We start from the raw sequence: 17293 nt of genomic DNA, 5'->3' as shown, positions 1-17293 counted from the left end.
CGGAGATCGTGGAGCGGAACGCCGCCCAGGTCAAGGGGGCGCCTTGTCAGACGGATCCGACGACGTCGAGCCGGAGGTACATCCACTTCTCGGGGTTCCTCAGCGGCTTGAAGCCGACCTTCTCGTAGACCCCGTGGGCGTCGTCGGTGGCGAGCGTGAGCCTGCGGATGCCGGTCGGGGCGAGATGGTCGCGCACGGCGGCGGCGAGCCGGGTGCCGAGACCGTGACCGCGGGCCGACCGCTCGACGTACACATCGCAGAGCCAGGCGAAGGTGGCATGGTCCGTCACCACCCGGGCGTAGCCGACCTGCTCCCCCGAAGTGGTGTCGTACGCACCGAAGTTGAGCGATCCGGCGATGGCCAGGTCCTGCTTCTCGCGGGTACGGCCGAGAGCCCAGTAGGCGTCGGTGGAGAGCCAGTGGTGGATCCGGGCCGGGTCCAGCCGGGCCGGATCGGACGAGATCTCGTAACGCTGCTGGGGGCTGTCAGTCATGTCCGGAGGATAGGTGGTGCGTGCCGGGGGCGGCGAAGAGTTTGTCGCAGGCGGCGCGCAGCCGCCGCACGCCCTCGGCGATCTCGCCCGCTCCGGCGACCGTGGCGAAGCTCAACCGCACCTGGGCGGACGGAGGTTCGGCGCAGTAGTAGGGGCGGCCCGGCGCGATCGCGACGCCCGCGCGCAGCGCGGCCGAGACGAGCGCCGCTTCGTCCGCGCTGGTTGCGGCGTCCGGCAGCCGCAGCCAGAGACTGCCGCCGCCCGAGGGGATGTACGGGAGCGAGAAGTCGGGCAGTTCCAGTCGCAGCGCGACCGTCATGGCGGTCCGCCGGTTCTTCAGCTCCGTCGATACGGACCGCAGATGGTGACCCCAGGCCGGGGAGCCGACCAGTTCCAGTGCGGCTTCCTGGAGCGGGCGGGGGACGAAGAAGTTGTCGACGACCTGGAGGGCGCGCAGCCGTTCCAGTACCGGTCCGCGGGCGGCCAGCGCACCCACCCGCAGGCTGGGTGAGGTGATCTTGGTGAGGGAGCAGACGTGCACGACGACGCCGTCGGGGTCGTCGGCGGCCAGCGGCGCCGGCAAGGGACCCGCGTCGTCATGGACGAGCCGGCGGGCGAAGTCGTCCTCGATGACGAAGGCCCCCGCCTCGCGGGCGATCCGGACGACCTCGCCGCGCCGGGCCGGGGCGAGGACCGCACCGGTCGGGTTCTGGAAGAGCGGCTGGCAGACGAAGACGCGGGCGCCGGTGGCCCGGAAGGCTGCGGCGAGCAGCTCGGGTCGCACCCCGTCGGCGTCGACCGGTACCGGGACCGGCCGCAGTCCGGTGGCGCGGGCGGCCGCCAGCATGCCCGGGTAGGTGGGTGATTCGACCAGGACGGGGGCTCCGGGCGGGGCGAGCGCGCGCAGCGCGGTGGCCAGGGCGCTCTGGCCACCCGCGGTGATCAGTACGTCGGCGGCGGTGAGCGAGGGCCCGATCTCGCGGGCGAACCAGGCGCGCAGTTCGGTGAGACCGTCGGTGGGCGGGCGGCCCCAGGCGCCGGGGCGGCGGCCGGCCCGGGCGAGGGCGGCGGCGAGTGCCCGCTCGGGCTGGAGCGAGGGGTGGAGGTAACCGCCGTTCAGTTCGATGACGCCGGGCGGCGGTGCGACGAGTGTGACCAGGACACCGGACGCGTCGACGGTTCGCGGCACGACCTCGGGGCCGCCGTCGCCGCTGAGGGAGATCTCCTGCCATGAGGTGTCGCCGGGCGGGGACGCGTCGGTACGGGGCTGCGCCCGGAAGGCGCCGGAGCCGGGGCGGGTGACGACGAGCCCCTCGGCGGCGAGCTGCGCGATGGCCCGGGAGACGGTCACGGGGCTGACCCTGAAGCGCTCCACGAGGACCCGACTCGACGGCAGCTTCCCACCGGGCGAGTAGCGGTTCAGTTCATCCCGGAGGGAAGTGGCCAGTGCGGCGACACTGCTACGCTCTTGCATGACAGCACAGGATAGCGCTACCCGAACCACCTCGATAGCGGTTGCCCCGTCGGCGGGCAGGAGCGGCACCCTTCTCGCCGGACTCGGCGTGGTCGCCTTCTCGCTGACGTTTCCGTCCACCGTCTGGGGACTGGAGAGCTTCGGCCCCTGGTCGCTGGTGACCCTGCGCAGCCTGCTCGCCGCGCTGATCGCGGGCGGGGTGCTGCTCGCGGGACGGGTCCCGGTACCGGACCGGCGCCACTGGAGCGGGCTCGCGGTCGTCGCGGGCGGTGTGGTGATCGGCTTCCCGCTGCTGACGACGCTGGCCCTGCAGACCTCCACCTCGTCGCACGCGGCGGTCGTCGTGGGGCTGCTGCCGCTGACCACGGCGGTGCTCTCGTCGCTGCGGACCGGGACGCGCCCGCCGCGTACGTTCTGGATCGCGGCGCTGGCCGGGGCGGCCGTGGTCATTGCCTTCACCGTGCAGCAGAGCGGCGGCGCGCTGTCCGCGGGCGATCTGTATCTGTTCGGCGCGCTGCTGGTCTGCGCGGCGGGGTACACGGAGGGCGGCAGGCTGGCGGGGGTCATGCCGGGGTGGCAGGTGATCGGCTGGGCGCTGGTCCTCGCGGCGCCGCTGATGGTGGCGGGCGCGGCGGTCGCGCTCTCCTTCGAGCCTGTGCGGCTGACCGCACACGGGGTCATCGGCCTGGTGTGGGTGGCGGTGGGTTCGGCCTTCGTCGGCCTGTACGTCTGGTACCGCGGCATGGCGGCGATCGGTGTTCCGCGGGCCAGTCAGCTTCAGCTCGCGCAGCCGCTGCTGACCCTGGTGTGGTCGTTCCTGCTGCTCGGCGAGGAGGTCTCGGCGGCCGCGCCGGTGGCGGCGGTGGCCGTGCTCGTCTGCATCGCGGCCACCCAGCGGTCGGGGGCCAGGCGGTAGTCCGTCCGGTGCGCACGGGCGTCCGGTCATAGACTTGTCGACAAGGACCGCCACCCGTGAGGAGGTCACTCCCGATGGAGGCACACCCGGGCGACCGGCTGCTGACGCACGGCAGGACCGTGGGCCAGCCTGACAAGGTCGCAGAGATCGTCGAAGTGCTCGGTGACGGGGGCGCTCCCCCGTACCGCGTCCGCGCCGACGACGGACACGAACACCTGGTTTCGCCAGGTCCTGACACCGTCGTCCAGCACACCGTGGTCCGACGCCGGGGCCCGGAGACCCTCTAGGGGCCCCGGGCGGACCATCCCCGACCGCACCACAGCGAGGTGCGCTCCCCTCGGGTCAGCGAGGAGGGCGCACCCTCTGGCGATAGTGGTCGGCGACGACCTGCGCCATCGTGCCGATCCGGTCGGTCACGACGTCCTTCCCCGAGAAGTAGACGTGGCCGCGGACCTGGTCGTAGTCGGCGGCGAAGTCGAGATGGCGGGAGAGTTCGGCCGGGTCCTGCCAGGCCGCGGGCTGGGCCGGGTCGCCGGCCTTGTAGAGCGCCTCGCCGACGAAGAGATCGACGCCCGTGCCCCGTACGACCTCGTCCCACCAGGGCAGCAGCTTGGCGTAGTCGGCGGCGGCGAAGCCGATGTTCCAGTAGATCTGCGGGCAGATGTAGTCGATCCAGCCCTTCTTCACCCAGCCGCGGGTGTCCGCGTGCAGATTGTCGTAGGTCTGCACACCTGCCTTGGTGTCCGAGCCGAGCGGGTCGGTCGCGGCGTTGCGCCAGACTCCGAACGGGCTGATCCCGAACTGGACGTTCTTCTTGATCTTCTTGATCCGCTCGGCGGTCTCACGCACCAGCTTGTCGGTGTTGTCGCGGCGCCAGGCGGCCTTGTCCGGGAAGTCCGCACCGTATTTCGCATACGTGGCGTCGTCGTCGAAGACCTGTCCGGCGACCGGGTACGGGTAGAAGTAGTCGTCCCAGTGGACGGCGTCGATGTCGTAGCGGCGGACCGCGTCGAGCATTGCGTCCTGGACGAAGCGGCGGACCTCGGGCAGTCCGGGGTTGTAGTAGAGCTTCCCGCCGTACGGCAGGACCCAGTCGGGGTGCAGCCGTGCGGGGTGGGTGGGAATCAGCCGGGAGGGGTCGGTGTGGTTGGCGACCCGGTACGGGTTGAACCAGGCGTGCAGTTCGAGGCCGCGCCGGTGCGCCTCGCGCACGGCCGTGCCCAGCGGGTCCCAGCCGGGGTCCTGGCCCTGTACCCCGGTGAGGTACTGCGCCCACGGCTCGTAGGGTGACGGCCAGAGCGCGTCGGCGGTCGGCCGGACCTGGAGGATCACGGCGTTCAGCCGCCGGTCGACGGCCTCGTCGAGGTAGGCGATCAGCTCGGCCTGCTGCTCCGCCGCCGTGAGTCCGGGCGCCGACGGCCAGTCGATGTTGGCGACGGTGGCGACCCACATACCGCGCAGCTCACGCCGGGCGACGGAGTGGGAGCGGGTCTCCTGCCCGGGCGACCCACCTGTCCGGGCCTTCGGAACGGTCTGCGGTACGGCGACGGCCTCACCCGCCCCCGCGGTCCCTGCAACTACCCCCGCGACCACTCCGGCCGCACCCGCCACAAAGCCCCTTCGGGCGATTTGCCGCATTCCGTTGCCACCTGCCGTCTCTGTGTCCTCATCCATCACCCTGGTATCCGGGCGCAACGCTGAGCATGCCCGCCCCGGCCCGTCATGGTCCATAGGTCGCGGAGTAACGTCGGGGGGTCGAGGCAGGGCCCGGAATCAGACGGGTGCCCGCCGAACGGAGATCAGCGAAAGGCACGAGGTGACGGACTCTATGGCCGACATTGCACGCGTCGGAGTGGTGGGCTGTGGCCAGATGGGCGCAGGCATCGCGGAGGTGTGCGCCCGCAGCGGCCTCGAGGTCAAGGTGGCCGAGACCACCGGCGAGGCGCTGGAGATCGGTCGCACCCGGCTCCACAACTCCCTCTCCAAGGCCGCCGAACGCGGCAAGATCACGGAGGCGGAGCGCGACGAGACACTCGGTCGCCTCAGCTTCACCACCGACCTCGGCGAGTTCGCGGACCGCGATCTCGTCATCGAGGCCGTCGTGGAGAACGAGCAGGTCAAGACCGAGATCTTCCAGGTGCTCGACCAGGTGGTGACCCGGCGGGACGCCATCTTGGCCTCCAACACCTCGTCCATCCCGCTGGTGAAGCTGGCCGTCGCGACCTCGCGCCCGGACCAGGTCATCGGCATCCACTTCTTCAACCCGGCCCCGGTGCAGAAGCTCGTCGAGCTGATCCCCGCGCTGACCACGTCCGACGAGACGGTCACGCGCGCCGAAGCCCTGGTGCAGGACGTGCTCGACAAGCACCCGATCCGCGCCCAGGACCGCTCCGGCTTCGTCGTCAACGCGCTGCTGATCCCGTATCTGCTCTCCGCGATCCGGATGTTCGAGTCGGGCATCGCCAGCCGCGAGGACATCGACAACGGCATGGAGCTCGGCTGCGCCCACCCGATGGGCCCGCTGAAGCTCTCCGACCTGATCGGTCTGGACACCGTGGCCTCGGTCGCCGACTCGATGTACGCCGAGTTCAAGGAGCCGCTGTACGCCGCTCCCCCGTTGCTCCTGCGCATGGTGGACGCGGGCCGGCTCGGCCGCAAGACGGGCTCGGGCTTCTACCCGTACTCCTGACCGCTGGTCGGGGCCGCGCGGGGCCGGCCGGGGATGCCCCGGTCGGCCCCGCGTGCGTGACTGTCACGGAGCCCGGGTCCCGTCCGGGCGGTGGTCCGGGCTCACCCCAGCCGTAAGTGATGGAGCATCATCAGCCCGGCCACCATGTTGGCGGCCGGGACCTCGCCCCGGGCGATCATGTCGGGCACCAGCTTGAGCGGTATCCACTCACGCCGCGACGACTCGAAGTCGTCCTGCGGATGTCCGGTCCAGCTGGCCTCCTGGGCCCAGTAGAGGTGGTGCCGGGCGTCGGTGAGGCCGTTCGACGGCTCCACGGTCAGCAGCGGCCGCAGCGGGCCGGGGCGCCAGCCGGTCTCCTCCTCCATCTCCCGGGCGGCCGCGGCGGCGATGTCCTCGCCGTCCTCGACGACGCCCGCGGCCAGTTCCCACCCCCAGCTGTCGGTGATGAACCGGTGCCGCCACAGCAGGAGTACCTCGTTGGCCTCGTTGACGACGGTTGCCGCGGCGACCGGGCGCAGCCGCACGAGGTAGTGGTCGAGGTGCCGGCCGTCGGGGAGCGCGACGTCCGCCAGGTTGACGCGGAACCAGCGGTTTTCATACACCGTTTGTTCGTTCAGATTCGTCCACTGCACAGTTCTGCCACCTTCCGACATGTTGGTGGCAACATCGCAGCAGGAACAGCTCCGGAGGGGAACGTTCAGAGCGGTACGCGCAGCGCTCCTTCGATGAGTTCGGCGGCCCGCTCCGCGTCGGCGCACCCGCTCGCGATCAGATCCTCGCGCACCGCCCGCAGCCGGTCCCGCAGCCGCTGCGACTCCATCCCCCGGACCCGTTCCGCCATTTCGGCCGCCGTGCCTGCTGCTCGGTCCGCCTCCCCCTGCCGCAGCTCGATATGCGTCAGTATGGCCAGCCGGTGCACGCGGCCCCGGTCGTGCGCCGGGGTCCGTACCGCCGCGGCCGCATGCTCCCGCGCCCCCGGCAGATCGCCGAGGCGGAGCAGCGCCTCGGCCACCTGGACATTGACCAGGCCCGGCTCGACGTACCCCGTCTCGTCGGGCTCGTGCCCGGGACGGATGCGTCCCGCCTCCGACTCGGCGCGCCGGATGCACTCCAGGGCATTGTGGCCGTCGCCGAGATGGGCGTACGCCTTGGCCTGCATCGCGTACAGATCGGCGGCCAGCGCGGGTGTGATGTCCCGGCCCGCGGCCCGCAGCGCCGCCTCCGCGAACGCGACGGACTGCCGGTACTCCGCCAGGAACAGCGACTGGTTGACGAGCAGGGCGATCACATACCCGCCGAGCCCTCGGTCCCCGCTCGCCTTGGCCAGCCGCAACGCCTGGTGGAAGTAGCGCTGGGCAAGGCCGTGCGCGTCGGAGTCGTAGGCGCAGATGCCCGCGACGGCCACCAGCCCGCCGGTCGCCCGGTGCAGCCGACGGCCCAGCGCATCGCTGTAGCCGCCGCGCAGCAGCGGGGCGGTCTCGGCGTTGAGGAAGCCGACGATGCGGGAACGGGTCGCGATGCCACCGGCCCTGCGGTACATCAGTTCGTAGTGGGAACGGGCCGCACGCAGCATCGCTATGTCGGCCGGGGAGACCCGGGTCGTACCGGCACGGGAGACATCGGTGTCCTCCGGTGGGTTCTCCCACTCCCAGACCGGCATCACCGCCGTCGTGCCGGTGACGGCCGCCGAGGCGAGGATGTGCGGGCGCTGCTGTTCGTCGGAGCGCCACAGCGCGGTGGCCCGCTCGACGAACCCGGTGAGCGTGGAGGCCGGCCCGGGTGCACTGCCGCCGGGGCACGCCATGCCGATGTCGTCGAGCGAAACCGGCCGGTGCAGCCGGTCGCCGAGCACCTCACAGATCAGATCGGGCACCTGACCGCGCGGGCGCTGGCCCTTCAACCAGCGTGCCACGGCGGTGTGTTCGTACCGCAGGGACAGCCCTCGGGCGCGCCCGGCCCGATTCACGTGCGCGGCGAGGCCCGCCCGGGAGACGCCCGCCTCGTCGATCAGGGCCTCGAGCAGAATGTTGGGCTCCATTGCCCCTCCTCCGCCGGACACGCCTTGAGGCGTGTCGCCCCAGTGGAGCACGTTTCACACGGGGTGTGAACGGAATGCCCGAACCGTCCCGCTGCGCACTCTGTTGCGCCTGGGCGCTGATCGGTTGAATCAGTCGCCTCGCAAGAGGCGGCCGGGTCGTCTGCTCCCCCTCGTACAGTCGACGACCCGCACCCGCGCCGTTCGCCCTGCCGACCTGCCCGACACTCCGTGGCAGCGCGGGCGGCGCCGGATCGCACGACCCACTGCCCACTGATCGGAGGGTGGCTGCGGGGCCGTACCGGAACCGGGTTCCCCCGGGCCGGGACGGGGCCCGCGTGCGGTCCCCCGCCGTTCGGCGAGCACAGGAGGAGGGGGCGTATCCGGCCACCGGATACGCCCCCTCCTCACCATCTGCCTGCAGGCCCGCCGAGGGTTCGCTCCCATGCCGTCAAGGCCATGGGGAGATCGCGCCCGGAGGGCGCGCGCACCCGCTGGACGGCCGCCGTGCGCCTACTACGCTCCGCGCAGCACCGCACCGGTCCGCTCGGCAGCCAGGGCGACCGCCGCGTCGCGGGCGGCCGTGGCCTCGTCGACGGTCAGCGTGCGGTCCGGCGCCCGGAACCGCAGCGCGTACGCCAGCGACTTCTTGCCCTCACCGATCTGCTCACCGGTGAAGACGTCGAACAGCCGCAGCGATTCGAGGAGTTGACCGGCGCCGGCACGCAGCGCCTGCTCCACCGTGGTGGCGGGCACGTCCTGCGCGACGATCAGCGCGACGTCCTGGGTCGCCACCGGGAAGGTGGAGATCCGCGGCGCCTGGAGCGCGCCGTCGACGGCCTGTTCCAGGAGGTCGAGGTCGATCTCCATGGCGCAGGTCCGCTCCGGCAGATGGAGCTCCTTGATGACGCGCGGGTGCAGCTCACCGGCGTGCCCGACGAGGGCCTCCGCGTCGTTCGCCGTGACGAACAGTGCTGCGCAGCGGCCGGGGTGCCACGGCGCATGCTGGTCGTTCCGGACGATGAGTTCGACACCCGCCTCGCGGGCGATGGCACGAGCGGCCTCGATGGAGTCCGCCCAGTCCACCGGGCGGCCCTTGCCCCACCAGCCGGCCTGCTCGCGGGCGCCCGCGAGGACGACCGCGGCACGGCGCGGCTGCCGCGGCAGCGCGGCGTTCAGATCGGCGATCTGCTCGTCGCTGGGCCGGTGTTCGACGGGCAGGCGTACGGCCTGGGTCTCGTCGCCCGTCGGCCTGAAGACGAGACCGGTCTCGAAGAGTGCCAGGTCGTGGCTGCCGCGGCCGTCGTTGCGCCGCAGTGCGCCGAGGAGGCCCGGCAGCAGCGTGGTGCGCAGCGCCGGCTCCTCGTCGGAGAGCGGGTTGACGAGCTTGACCGTACGGCGGCGGGCGTCGTCGGCGTCGAACCCGAGCTGGTCGAGGACTTCGTCCCCGATGAACGGGTAGTTCAGCGCCTCGACGTAGCCGGCTCCGGCGAGCGCCCGGCCGACCCTGCGGTGCAGCCGCTGGCGGTCGGTGAGCCCGCGCCCGGACGGCGGCTTCGGCAGCGTCGACGGAAGGTTCTCGTACCCCTCCAGCCGGATGACCTCTTCGGCGAGGTCGTTCGGCTCGCTCAGGTCGGGCCGCCAGGACGGCACCGTGACGAGGAGCTCGTCCTGCCCGTAGACGTCGCAGCCGACCTGCTGGAGGCGGCGTACGACGGTCTCGCGGCCGTACCCGACACCGGCCACCCGGTCGGGGTGGTCCGCGGGCATCGCGATGGTGCGGGGCGCGGACGGGGCGGTGACCTCGGTGACACCGGCCTCGGCGGTACCGCCCGCGAGGAGCACCAGGAGGTCGACGGTGCGCTGCGCGGCGGCGGCCGCGGCCTCCGGGTCCGCGCCGCGCTCGAAGCGCTTGGACGCCTCGGAGGACAGCTTGTGACGGCGCGCGGTCCGGGCGATCGAGATCGCGTCGAAGTGCGCGGCCTCGATGACGACCTCGGTGCTGGTGTGCTCACCGTTCTGGGCGTCGGCGATCTCCGTGTTGGCGCCGCCCATGACACCCGCGAGACCGATCGGCCCACGGTTGTCGGTGATGACCAGGTCCTCGGCGTCCAGGACGCGGACCGTGCCGTCGAGCGTGGTGAGCTTCTCGCCCTGCTGGGCGCGGCGCACCCCGATCGGCCCGTCGATCCGGGTGCGGTCGTAGGCGTGCAGCGGCTGGCCGAGCTCCAGCATCACGTAGTTGGTGATGTCGACGGTGAGCGAGATCGGACGCATCCCGGCCTTCTGCAGCCGACGCTGCATCCAGATCGGGGAACGCGCCTCGGGATCCAGGCCGACGACGGTACGCGCGGTGAACCGGTCGCAGCCGATCGGGTCGGCCACCTTCACCGGGTAGCCGAACGCGTTCGGCGCGGGCACGTCGAGGAGCGCCGGGTCGCGCAGCGGCAGCCCGTACGCGGTGGCGGTCTCGCGGGCCACACCACGCATGGAGAGGCAGTAGCCGCGGTCGGGGGTCACGGCGATGTCGAGGACCTCGTCGACGAGCTGGAGCAGCTCGATCGCGTCGGTGCCGACCTCGTGCTCCGGCGCCAGCACGATGATGCCGTGCGTGCCGTCGTCGCCCATACCGAGCTCGTCGGTGGAACAGATCATGCCGTGCGAGGTCCGGCCGTACGTCTTGCGTGCGGCGATCGCGAAGTCGCCGGGCAGCACGGCGCCCGGGAGGACCACGACGACCTTGTCGCCGACGGCGAAGTTACGGGCTCCGCAGACGATCTCCTGCGGCTCACCGGTGCCGTTGGCGTTGCCGACGTCGACGGTGCAGAAGCGGATGGGCTTCTTGAAGCCCTCCAGCTCCTCGATGGTCAGTACCTGTCCGACGACCAGGGGGCCCTTGAGGCCGGCGCCGATGTGCTCGACGGTCTCGACCTCCAGACCGACGGCGACGAGCTTGGCCTGTACGTCACGGCCGGTCTCGGTCGCCGGCAGGTCGACGTACTCCCGCAGCCAGGAAAGCGGGACGCGCATCAGATCTCCATCCCGAACGGCCGGGTGAACCGGACGTCACCCTCGACCATGTCTCGCATGTCTTCGACGTTGTGGCGGAACATCAGCATCCGTTCGATGCCGAACCCGAAGGCGAATCCGCTGTACTTCTGGGGGTCGACGCCGCAGGCGATGAGCACCTTGGGGTTGACCATGCCGCAGCCGCCGAGCTCGATCCAGCCCTCGCTGCCGCAGGTGCGGCAGGGGCGGTCCGGGTTGCCGACGGACGTGCCGCGGCAGACGTAGCAGACCATGTCCATCTCGGCCGACGGCTCGGTGAACGGGAAGAAGTTCGGCCGCAGCCGGGTCTTCATCTCCGGGCCGAAGAGCGCCTGGACCATGTGGTCGAGGGTGCCCTTGAGGTCCGCCATGGTGAGGCCCTCGTCGACGGCCAGCAGCTCGATCTGGTGGAAGACCGGGGTGTGCGTCGCGTCGAGCTCGTCGGTGCGGTAGACCCGCCCGGGGCAGACGACGTAGACGGGCGGCTCACGGTCGAGCAGGGTGCGGGCCTGGACCGGCGAGGTGTGCGTACGCAGCACGATGCCGGACTCGTCGCCCGTGGTCGGCTTCCCGTCGGGCGTGGTGCCCTGGACGAAGAAGGTGTCCTGCATCTGCCGGGCCGGGTGGTCGGGCACGAAGTTCAGCGCGTCGAAGTTGAACCACTCCGCCTCGACCTCGGGGCCTTCGGCGACCTCGTAGCCCATGGCCACGAAGACGTCCGCGACACGCTCCATGATGGTCGTCAGCGGGTGGCGGGCGCCGGCCGGGGTGCGGTCGTACGGCAGCGTGACGTCCACCGCCTCCTCGACCAGCACACGGGCGTCCCGCTCGGCCTCCAGCTCCGCCTGACGGCCGGCGAGGGCCTTGCTCACGGCGCCGCGGGCCTGGCCCACGCGCTTGCCCGCCTCGGCCTTGGCCTGCGGCGGCAGGGCGCCGATCTCCCGGTTGGCGAGCGACAGGGGCGAGGTTCCACCGGTGTGCGCGGTCTTCGCCTGGGCGAGCGCGTCGAGGTCACCCGCGGCGGCGAAGGCGGCGAACGCCTCGTCCCGCATGCGCTCGATCTCTTCCGGTTTCAGTGCCTCGACCTCGACTGGGTCGTACGACTTGTTCGGTGCCGACATCTCTTCCCGTGCTTCCGATTGGCTGATACTGCTCTTACCGGGGGATACCCCCGGACCCCCGTGGCCTCGCTCGACGACTGGAGGACACAAAGGTGCCAAAGGTCGAGTCTAAAGGCCGCGAGGGGTCGAAGAAGCCCGCGGGCTGCTCAGGCCAGGTAGGCCGGCGCCCCCACGGGCAGAATAAATCGGAACTCGGCACCGCCGCCGGGCCCTCGGCCGACCGTGATCGTGCCGCCGTGCGCCTCCACGATGCCCTTGACGATGTAGAGGCCCAGGCCCGTCCCGCCACGCTTGCTCCCGCGCCAGAAGCGGGTGAAGACACGGCCCATCGACTCCTCGGGGATGCCGGGGCCTTCGTCGCTCACGGTGACGGCCGTTCCCTTCTCGTCTCTGGTCGCGGGTGCGGGTGCGACCTCAATGGTGACGGTTCCCTCGCCGTGACGCACCGCGTTTTCCAGCAGGTTCCCCAGCACCTGGTCGACCTTGTCCGGGTCGGCCCATACGGCGGGCAGCGGCTGCCGGGTGCGGACGAGGAACCGGTCGGGCGCCAGACCGGTCGCGGTGAGCGCCTGGATGTGCCGTTCGACGGCGGCGGAGAGGTCGACCGGCTGGCGGCGCAGCTCCAGGCGCCCCGAGTCGATCCGGGAGATGTCGAGCAGTTCGGCGATGAGCCGGGTGACGCGGTTGGCATCGGCGTCGACGGTCTCCAGCATCAGCCGCTTCTGGTCGTCGGTGAACCGCTCCCATTTGGCGAGCAGGGTCGCCGTGAAGCCCTTGACCGAGGTCAGCGGGGAGCGCAGCTCATGGGCGACGGTCGCGATCAGTTCGGCGTGGCTGCGCTCGGTGCGGCGGCGGGCCTCGGTGCCGCGCAGGCTGATCACCAGCCGGCGTACGGGTCCGGTGGGGCACTCTCGTACGTACCGGGCGGAGACCAGCACCTCGCGGCCGCCGGGAAGCAGCAGGTTCCGCTCGGGCTGTCCGACCCGGGTGGCGAGGCCGCCGTAGGGGTCGGTCAGCGCCCACCAGCGGCGGCCCTTCAGGTCCTCCAGCGGCAGTGCGTGTTCCAGCGGGCGGCCGAGAGCGGCGGCCCGGGGGACGGCGGTGATCCGGGCGGCGGCGGAGTTGAAGCAGATGACCCGGCCCGTCTCGTCGGCGACGACGAGGCCGTCGGGGAGGTCGTCGGGGTCGACGGCTCCGTCCGCGTCCGCGACAGCGGTGACGGTCGCGATGCTTTCCGCCCGGTCGATGCGCGACTCGCGCGGCCTGCTCATGCCGACTGGCATATTCCCGTACCCCACCTCTCGAACCGGTGCAGTGGGCCCCGAGTCCGTCACCCTACTAGTCGTCGGTGACGGAGCGACACCCCGTGGAAGCGCACCGCTGCGATGTGCCGGGCGGCCGGGTACGGGCCGGGGGTGCGGGGCGGTCAGCCGGTGGTGCGGCGGGGGCGCTGGGCGCGCGCCGAGGCGTACAGACAGACGGCCGCGGCAGTGGCGAGATTGAGGCTCTCCGCCTTGCCGTGGATCGGCACCCGCACGACGGCGTCGGCGAGCGCCCGGGTCTCCTCCGGCAGGCCCCAGGCCTCGTTGCCGAAGACCCAGGCGGTCGGCCCGCCCATGGTGCCCGCGTCGAGCTCGTCGTCGAGGTCGTCGTCGCCCGCGCCGTCGGCGGCGAGGATCCGTACGCCCGCGTCCCGCAGCCCCTGCACCGCCTGCTCGACCGGTACACCGACGGCGACCGGCAGATGGAAGAGCGAACCGACTGACGCCCGTACGGACTTGGGGTTGTACAGGTCCACGGAGGCGTCCGTGAGCACGACGGCGTCGGCGCCCGCGGCGTCGGCACAGCGCAGCACCGTACCGGCGTTCCCGGGGTCGCGTACATGGGCGAGGACGGCGACCAGGGTGGGCTTCGCGGCGAGGATGGACTCGAACGGCGAGTCGAGGAAGCGGCAGACACCGATCAGGCCCTGCGGCGTGACGGTCTGCGACATCTCGGCGAGTGTGTCGCCGTCGGCGAGGTGCACCCGGGCGCCGGCCGCGTGGGCGGCGTCGACGATGTCGGTGTACCGCTCGGCCGCCTCGACGGTGGCGAAGAGCTCCAGCAGCGTCGGCTCACCGTCACTGCCGCGGTGCCCGGCGGCCTCGCGCACGGCCTGCGGCCCCTCGGCGATGAACCGTCGCTCCTTGCCGCGGAAGTTGCGCCTGGCAAGGCGCCGGGCGGCGGCGACACGCGGCGATCGCGGGGAGATCAGTTCGGGGGTGCCCATGGTCGGCGGCGGGCCTCTCTGCGTGCGGAGGTACGGATCGGGCGGAGGTACGGGAACACGTCGTGCAACGCACCGGACCCGCAGGCGACGAGCGCCTGCGGGTCCGGCTCAAAGCCAAGAAGTGTGCCCTGGATCAGGCGGCCTTCGGGGCGTTGACATCGCTCGGGAGGGCCTTCTGGGCAACCTCGACGAGGGCGGCGAACGCGTTGGCGTCGTTGACCGCGAGCTCGGCCAGGATCTTGCGGTCCACCTCGATGTTGGCGGCCTTCAGACCCTGGATGAGGCGGTTGTACGTCATGCCGTTCTGGCGGGCAGCGGCGTTGATGCGCTGGATCCACAGCTGACGGAAGTCGCCCTTGCGCTTCTTGCGGTCGTTGTAGTTGTAGACCAGGGAGTGGGTGACCTGCTCCTTGGCCTTGCGGTACAGGCGCGAGCGCTGACCGCGGTAACCGCTGGCGGCCTCGAGGATTGCCCGGCGCTTCTTGTGGGCGTTGACTGCCCGCTTGACGCGTGCCACTTGTTAACTCCTTGTAGCGGGGCTGGTGTTCACGGTATCGACTCACCCAGCCCGGAAACGAATTGGTCCCGGTGTGACAGAGGTCGTGCCCCCGGATTCACCGGGGGCCTGGCCTCACTTGCCGAGAAGCTTCTTGATCTTCTTGGCGTCGGCCGGAGCCACGACGACCGTGCCGGTCAGCGAGCGGGTCTTCTTGGACGACTTGTGCTCGAGCAGGTGGCGCTTGCCGGCCTTCTCGCGGAGCACCTTGCCGGAGCCGGTGATCTTGAAGCGCTTGCTGGCACCGCTGTGCGTCTTGTTCTTCGGCATCGCGCCGTTCTCTCCTCGTCAGTGGCGCCCCTCACGGTGCGGGCACCGGACAGCAGGGGCGTCAGATCTTGGTGGGAATTCCGGGGGGACCCGGGGCCGCCTGGATGGCGCCCCCTGAGGTCACGCCTCGGAAGGTGTATCGGTCGAAGCCTCGGGCTGCGCCTCGGCCGGAGCCTCGGCAGCCTCTTCCGCAGCCTCGGCGCCGGGCGTGTAGCCCTGACGCTCCGCCTTGCGGGCGGCCTGGGCCTCACGGGCCTCGGCCATGGCTTCGGTCTTCTTCTTGTGCGGGCCCAGAACCATGATCATGTTCCGGCCGTCCTGCTTCGGATTCGACTCGATGAAGCCGAGTTCCTCGACGTCCGAAGCGAGACGCTGAAGCAGTCGGAAGCCCAGCTCAGGGCGGGACTGCTCACGACCACGGAACATGATCGTGATCTTGACCTTGTCGCCCTGCTTGAGGAACCGAACGACGTGACCCTTCTTGGTGTCATAGTCGTGCGGGTCGATCTTCGGCCGGAGCTTCATCTCCTTGATGACCGTGTGCGCCTGGTTCTTGCGCGCCTCACGTGCCTTCATGGCCGACTCGTACTTGAACTTCCCGTAGTCCATGAGCTTGCACACGGGCGGACGGGCGGTCGCCGCCACCTCGACCAGGTCGAGGTCGTACTCCTGTGCGAGTTCCAGGGCCTTGGCAAGCGGAACAATCCCGACCTGCTCGCCGCTGGGACCGACAAGTCGCACCTCGGGAACGCGAATCCGGTCGTTGATGCGGGGCTCGGCGCTGATGGATCCTCCTCGGTAGCACCACGCGGCCGCCTGGCGGACAGCCACGTAACGTCTGTTTTCCTGAGACCAACCGCACCAGCACATCAAAAATGCCCCGGACGGGACACAGGCGGGGCTCCTGGAAAACCGGAACACCGCCGCGGTCAACCGCGGGGCGCATCGGGCGGCTCCATCGTCCGTACGGAACGATGGGCGCCACCTGACCGGTGACCTGCCGTCCCGGAGGATGGTCAGGTGGGAGATCGGAGCCTCCACTTGTGGGCCGGGCACATAGATACCCAGCCGGTCGTTACACAAGGTTAGCAGCTCCCCCGGGGTGGCGCGAACCGTGCGGGGACGACCGCTCACGCAGCTCCCGCGGACGGGTCCGGGCAGGCGTGGGCCTATCGTATGGCTCATGAGTGACGCGACCCCCAGCAGTGAAACCCCCGGCTTCGACGACATGGCCCGCGACATCGCGGAGGTCCCCGCGGTCGAGGTGATCGTGACGGTCGCCGTCAATCTGATGAGCGCCGCCGCCGTGAAGCTCGGTCTTACCGAGGACGGCGACAAGCACAAGGACCTCGACGAGGCCCGCAAGCTGGTCCACGCGCTGGCCGGCCTGCTGGACGCGAGCACCACCGAGATCAGCTCGTTCCACGCGGCACCGCTGCGGGACGGCCTGAAGTCGCTGCAGCTGGCGTTCCGCGAGGCGTCGCTCGTTCCGGACGAGCCCGGCCAGGGCCCCGGCGAGAAGTACACCGGCCCCGTCTTCGGCTGAGCCCACCCCACCACCTCTCCTTCCTTCGACGACCGTGAGCCCCCTGCCCGTCCGGGCAGGGGGCTCACGTCGTTCGCGGGCCGGTCGGGTGATCAGCGTGCGAAGAGAGGCTCACCGGGCGTGATCGCGTCGGCCGGAAGCAGCGCCAGGTCCAGGCCCCGCACCAGCCGGGCGCGCAGCACCTCGTCGGCGGCCAGGGACTCCGCGACCCGGTGGGCCGCGTCGGCAGGGGCCGCGTCGGGCGCCAGGACCAGGGCGAGGGTGCCGCCGGCCCGGCCCGGGACGAGATGGGCACGGATCACCGCGGGCTCGGCGGCGACCGCCTCGCGTACCGCGGAGGTGACCGCCGGGTCGTCCAGCGGGTCGGCGCTGGTGCGGCCCTCGGCGAGCGCGAGCAACGCAGAGCCGGTCAGCTCGAAAGCGACGGGTCCGGCGAGATCGAGCACCACCGTGTCCGCCTTCTCGTGTGCGGCGGCCTGCAGCGCCTGGTGCAGGGGTACGGCGACGGGGCGGGCCTGCGGGTCCCAGCGCGCCAGCGAGGCGGTCGAGGTGAAGGCGGGCAGGGCGCGACGGTCCCCGGCCTGGAGGGTGGGCACCGCCATGTCGCTGGTCTTCTCCCGGCGCAGCCCGGTTTCGTCCTCCTCCACTTCCCCGAGGACGGCGACGACGGGGACCAGGAGGCGGGCGCCCCTGAGCGCTTCGAGGACTGGGCCGATGGCCGTACGGTCCTCGGCCCAGGCGGCGAGTGCCGCGGTCAGTGCGGGGTCGGCCGTGCCATCGTCATCGGAGTAACCGGAGTCCGGAATGTTCTTCTGCGCCACAGGGTGAGCGTAGTCGGTGCGGTTTCTCACGAAGCCCTCAGGTGGACCACAGCCC

At 71.3% G+C, this 17293-nt stretch carries 17 protein-coding genes; 4 read left to right on the top strand and 13 right to left on the bottom strand.

What is annotated here, in order from left to right:
• Positions 1-46: 46 nt before the first annotated feature.
• Positions 47-493 (bottom strand): GNAT family N-acetyltransferase, encoded by a 447-nt coding sequence (locus OHA88_RS35770; RefSeq protein ID WP_328628549.1) that lies wholly within the window; start codon positions 491-493, stop codon positions 47-49.
• Positions 486-1967, bottom strand: coding sequence for an aminotransferase-like domain-containing protein (locus OHA88_RS35765; protein WP_328628548.1), 1482 nt, complete (start codon positions 1965-1967; stop codon positions 486-488). Before OHA88_RS35765 ends, OHA88_RS35770 begins: the two co-directional genes overlap by 8 nt.
• Between OHA88_RS35765 and OHA88_RS35760 the strand changes: the two genes are divergently transcribed.
• Together OHA88_RS35760 and OHA88_RS35755 are read left to right on the top strand one after the other, a co-directional pair.
• Positions 1966-2883, top strand: a complete 918-nt coding sequence (locus tag OHA88_RS35760) for a DMT family transporter (RefSeq protein ID WP_328628547.1) — start codon at positions 1966-1968, stop codon at positions 2881-2883. The genes OHA88_RS35765 and OHA88_RS35760 overlap by 2 nt on opposite strands.
• A gap of 74 nt (positions 2884-2957) precedes the next feature.
• Positions 2958-3170, top strand: a complete 213-nt coding sequence (locus OHA88_RS35755) for a DUF1918 domain-containing protein (protein ID WP_267006128.1) — start codon at positions 2958-2960, stop codon at positions 3168-3170.
• A gap of 55 nt (positions 3171-3225) precedes the next feature.
• Here the strand turns inward: OHA88_RS35755 and OHA88_RS35750 are convergent, their stop codons facing one another.
• A complete protein-coding gene (locus OHA88_RS35750) occupies positions 3226-4521 on the bottom strand; it encodes a glycoside hydrolase family 10 protein (RefSeq protein ID WP_425896190.1) in 1296 nt (431 codons plus the stop codon).
• Between the two features lie 190 nt (positions 4522-4711).
• On the opposite strand from OHA88_RS35750, the gene OHA88_RS35745 reads away from it, so the two are divergent.
• On the top strand, positions 4712-5572 hold the full coding sequence (locus OHA88_RS35745; protein ID WP_267006126.1) for a 3-hydroxybutyryl-CoA dehydrogenase: 861 nt from the start codon (positions 4712-4714) through the stop codon (positions 5570-5572).
• A 101-nt stretch (positions 5573-5673) separates the two neighbouring features.
• On the opposite strand, the gene OHA88_RS35740 is transcribed toward OHA88_RS35745, so the two are convergent.
• The 9 genes from OHA88_RS35740 to infC form a co-directional block, all read right to left on the bottom strand.
• Complete coding sequence (locus OHA88_RS35740) at positions 5674-6204, bottom strand: NUDIX hydrolase (RefSeq protein ID WP_326602612.1); 531 nt, start codon at positions 6202-6204, stop codon at positions 5674-5676.
• Positions 6205-6269: 65 nt separating this feature from the next.
• Complete coding sequence (locus tag OHA88_RS35735; RefSeq protein WP_328628546.1) at positions 6270-7610, bottom strand: transcriptional regulator; 1341 nt, start codon at positions 7608-7610, stop codon at positions 6270-6272.
• Positions 7611-8123: 513 nt separating this feature from the next.
• The gene (gene pheT, locus OHA88_RS35730; protein WP_328628545.1) at positions 8124-10637 is read right to left on the bottom strand and encodes a phenylalanine--tRNA ligase subunit beta; all 2514 of its coding nucleotides are present in this window, start codon (positions 10635-10637) and stop codon (positions 8124-8126) included.
• Complete coding sequence (gene pheS / locus OHA88_RS35725) at positions 10637-11776, bottom strand: phenylalanine--tRNA ligase subunit alpha (RefSeq protein WP_267006122.1); 1140 nt, start codon at positions 11774-11776, stop codon at positions 10637-10639. The genes pheT and pheS overlap by 1 nt, the downstream gene beginning before the upstream one ends.
• 146 nt (positions 11777-11922) lie before the next feature.
• The gene (locus OHA88_RS35720; protein ID WP_425896186.1) at positions 11923-13047 is read right to left on the bottom strand and encodes an ATP-binding protein; all 1125 of its coding nucleotides are present in this window, start codon (positions 13045-13047) and stop codon (positions 11923-11925) included.
• A gap of 155 nt (positions 13048-13202) precedes the next feature.
• Positions 13203-14045, bottom strand: a complete 843-nt coding sequence (locus tag OHA88_RS35715) for a TrmH family RNA methyltransferase (protein WP_326631717.1) — start codon at positions 14043-14045, stop codon at positions 13203-13205.
• A 133-nt stretch (positions 14046-14178) separates the two neighbouring features.
• On the bottom strand, positions 14179-14562 hold the full coding sequence (gene rplT, locus OHA88_RS35710) for a 50S ribosomal protein L20 (protein ID WP_003970214.1): 384 nt from the start codon (positions 14560-14562) through the stop codon (positions 14179-14181).
• Between the two features lie 114 nt (positions 14563-14676).
• Complete coding sequence (gene rpmI / locus OHA88_RS35705; protein ID WP_030918579.1) at positions 14677-14871, bottom strand: 50S ribosomal protein L35; 195 nt, start codon at positions 14869-14871, stop codon at positions 14677-14679.
• Between the two features lie 120 nt (positions 14872-14991).
• Positions 14992-15741 carry a translation initiation factor IF-3 gene (infC, locus tag OHA88_RS35700; RefSeq protein WP_328628543.1) on the bottom strand — a complete coding sequence of 250 codons (750 nt, stop codon included), beginning with the start codon at positions 15739-15741 and terminating at the stop codon, positions 14992-14994.
• A 313-nt stretch (positions 15742-16054) separates the two neighbouring features.
• Here infC and OHA88_RS35695 point away from each other — a divergent pair, with 313 nt between their 5' ends.
• On the top strand, positions 16055-16417 hold the full coding sequence (locus OHA88_RS35695; protein WP_030968584.1) for a DUF1844 domain-containing protein: 363 nt from the start codon (positions 16055-16057) through the stop codon (positions 16415-16417).
• A 92-nt stretch (positions 16418-16509) separates the two neighbouring features.
• On the opposite strand, the gene OHA88_RS35690 is transcribed toward OHA88_RS35695, so the two are convergent.
• Positions 16510-17238 (bottom strand): SseB family protein, encoded by a 729-nt coding sequence (locus tag OHA88_RS35690; protein ID WP_328628542.1) that lies wholly within the window; start codon positions 17236-17238, stop codon positions 16510-16512.
• Positions 17239-17293: the final 55 nt, after the last annotated feature.

This window comes from Streptomyces sp. NBC_00353 (assembly GCF_036108815.1).
Taxonomy (GTDB): domain Bacteria; phylum Actinomycetota; class Actinomycetes; order Streptomycetales; family Streptomycetaceae; genus Streptomyces.
The sequence above is the reverse complement of the archived record's forward strand: the minus strand, read 5'-3'. Positions and strand labels throughout refer to the sequence as shown.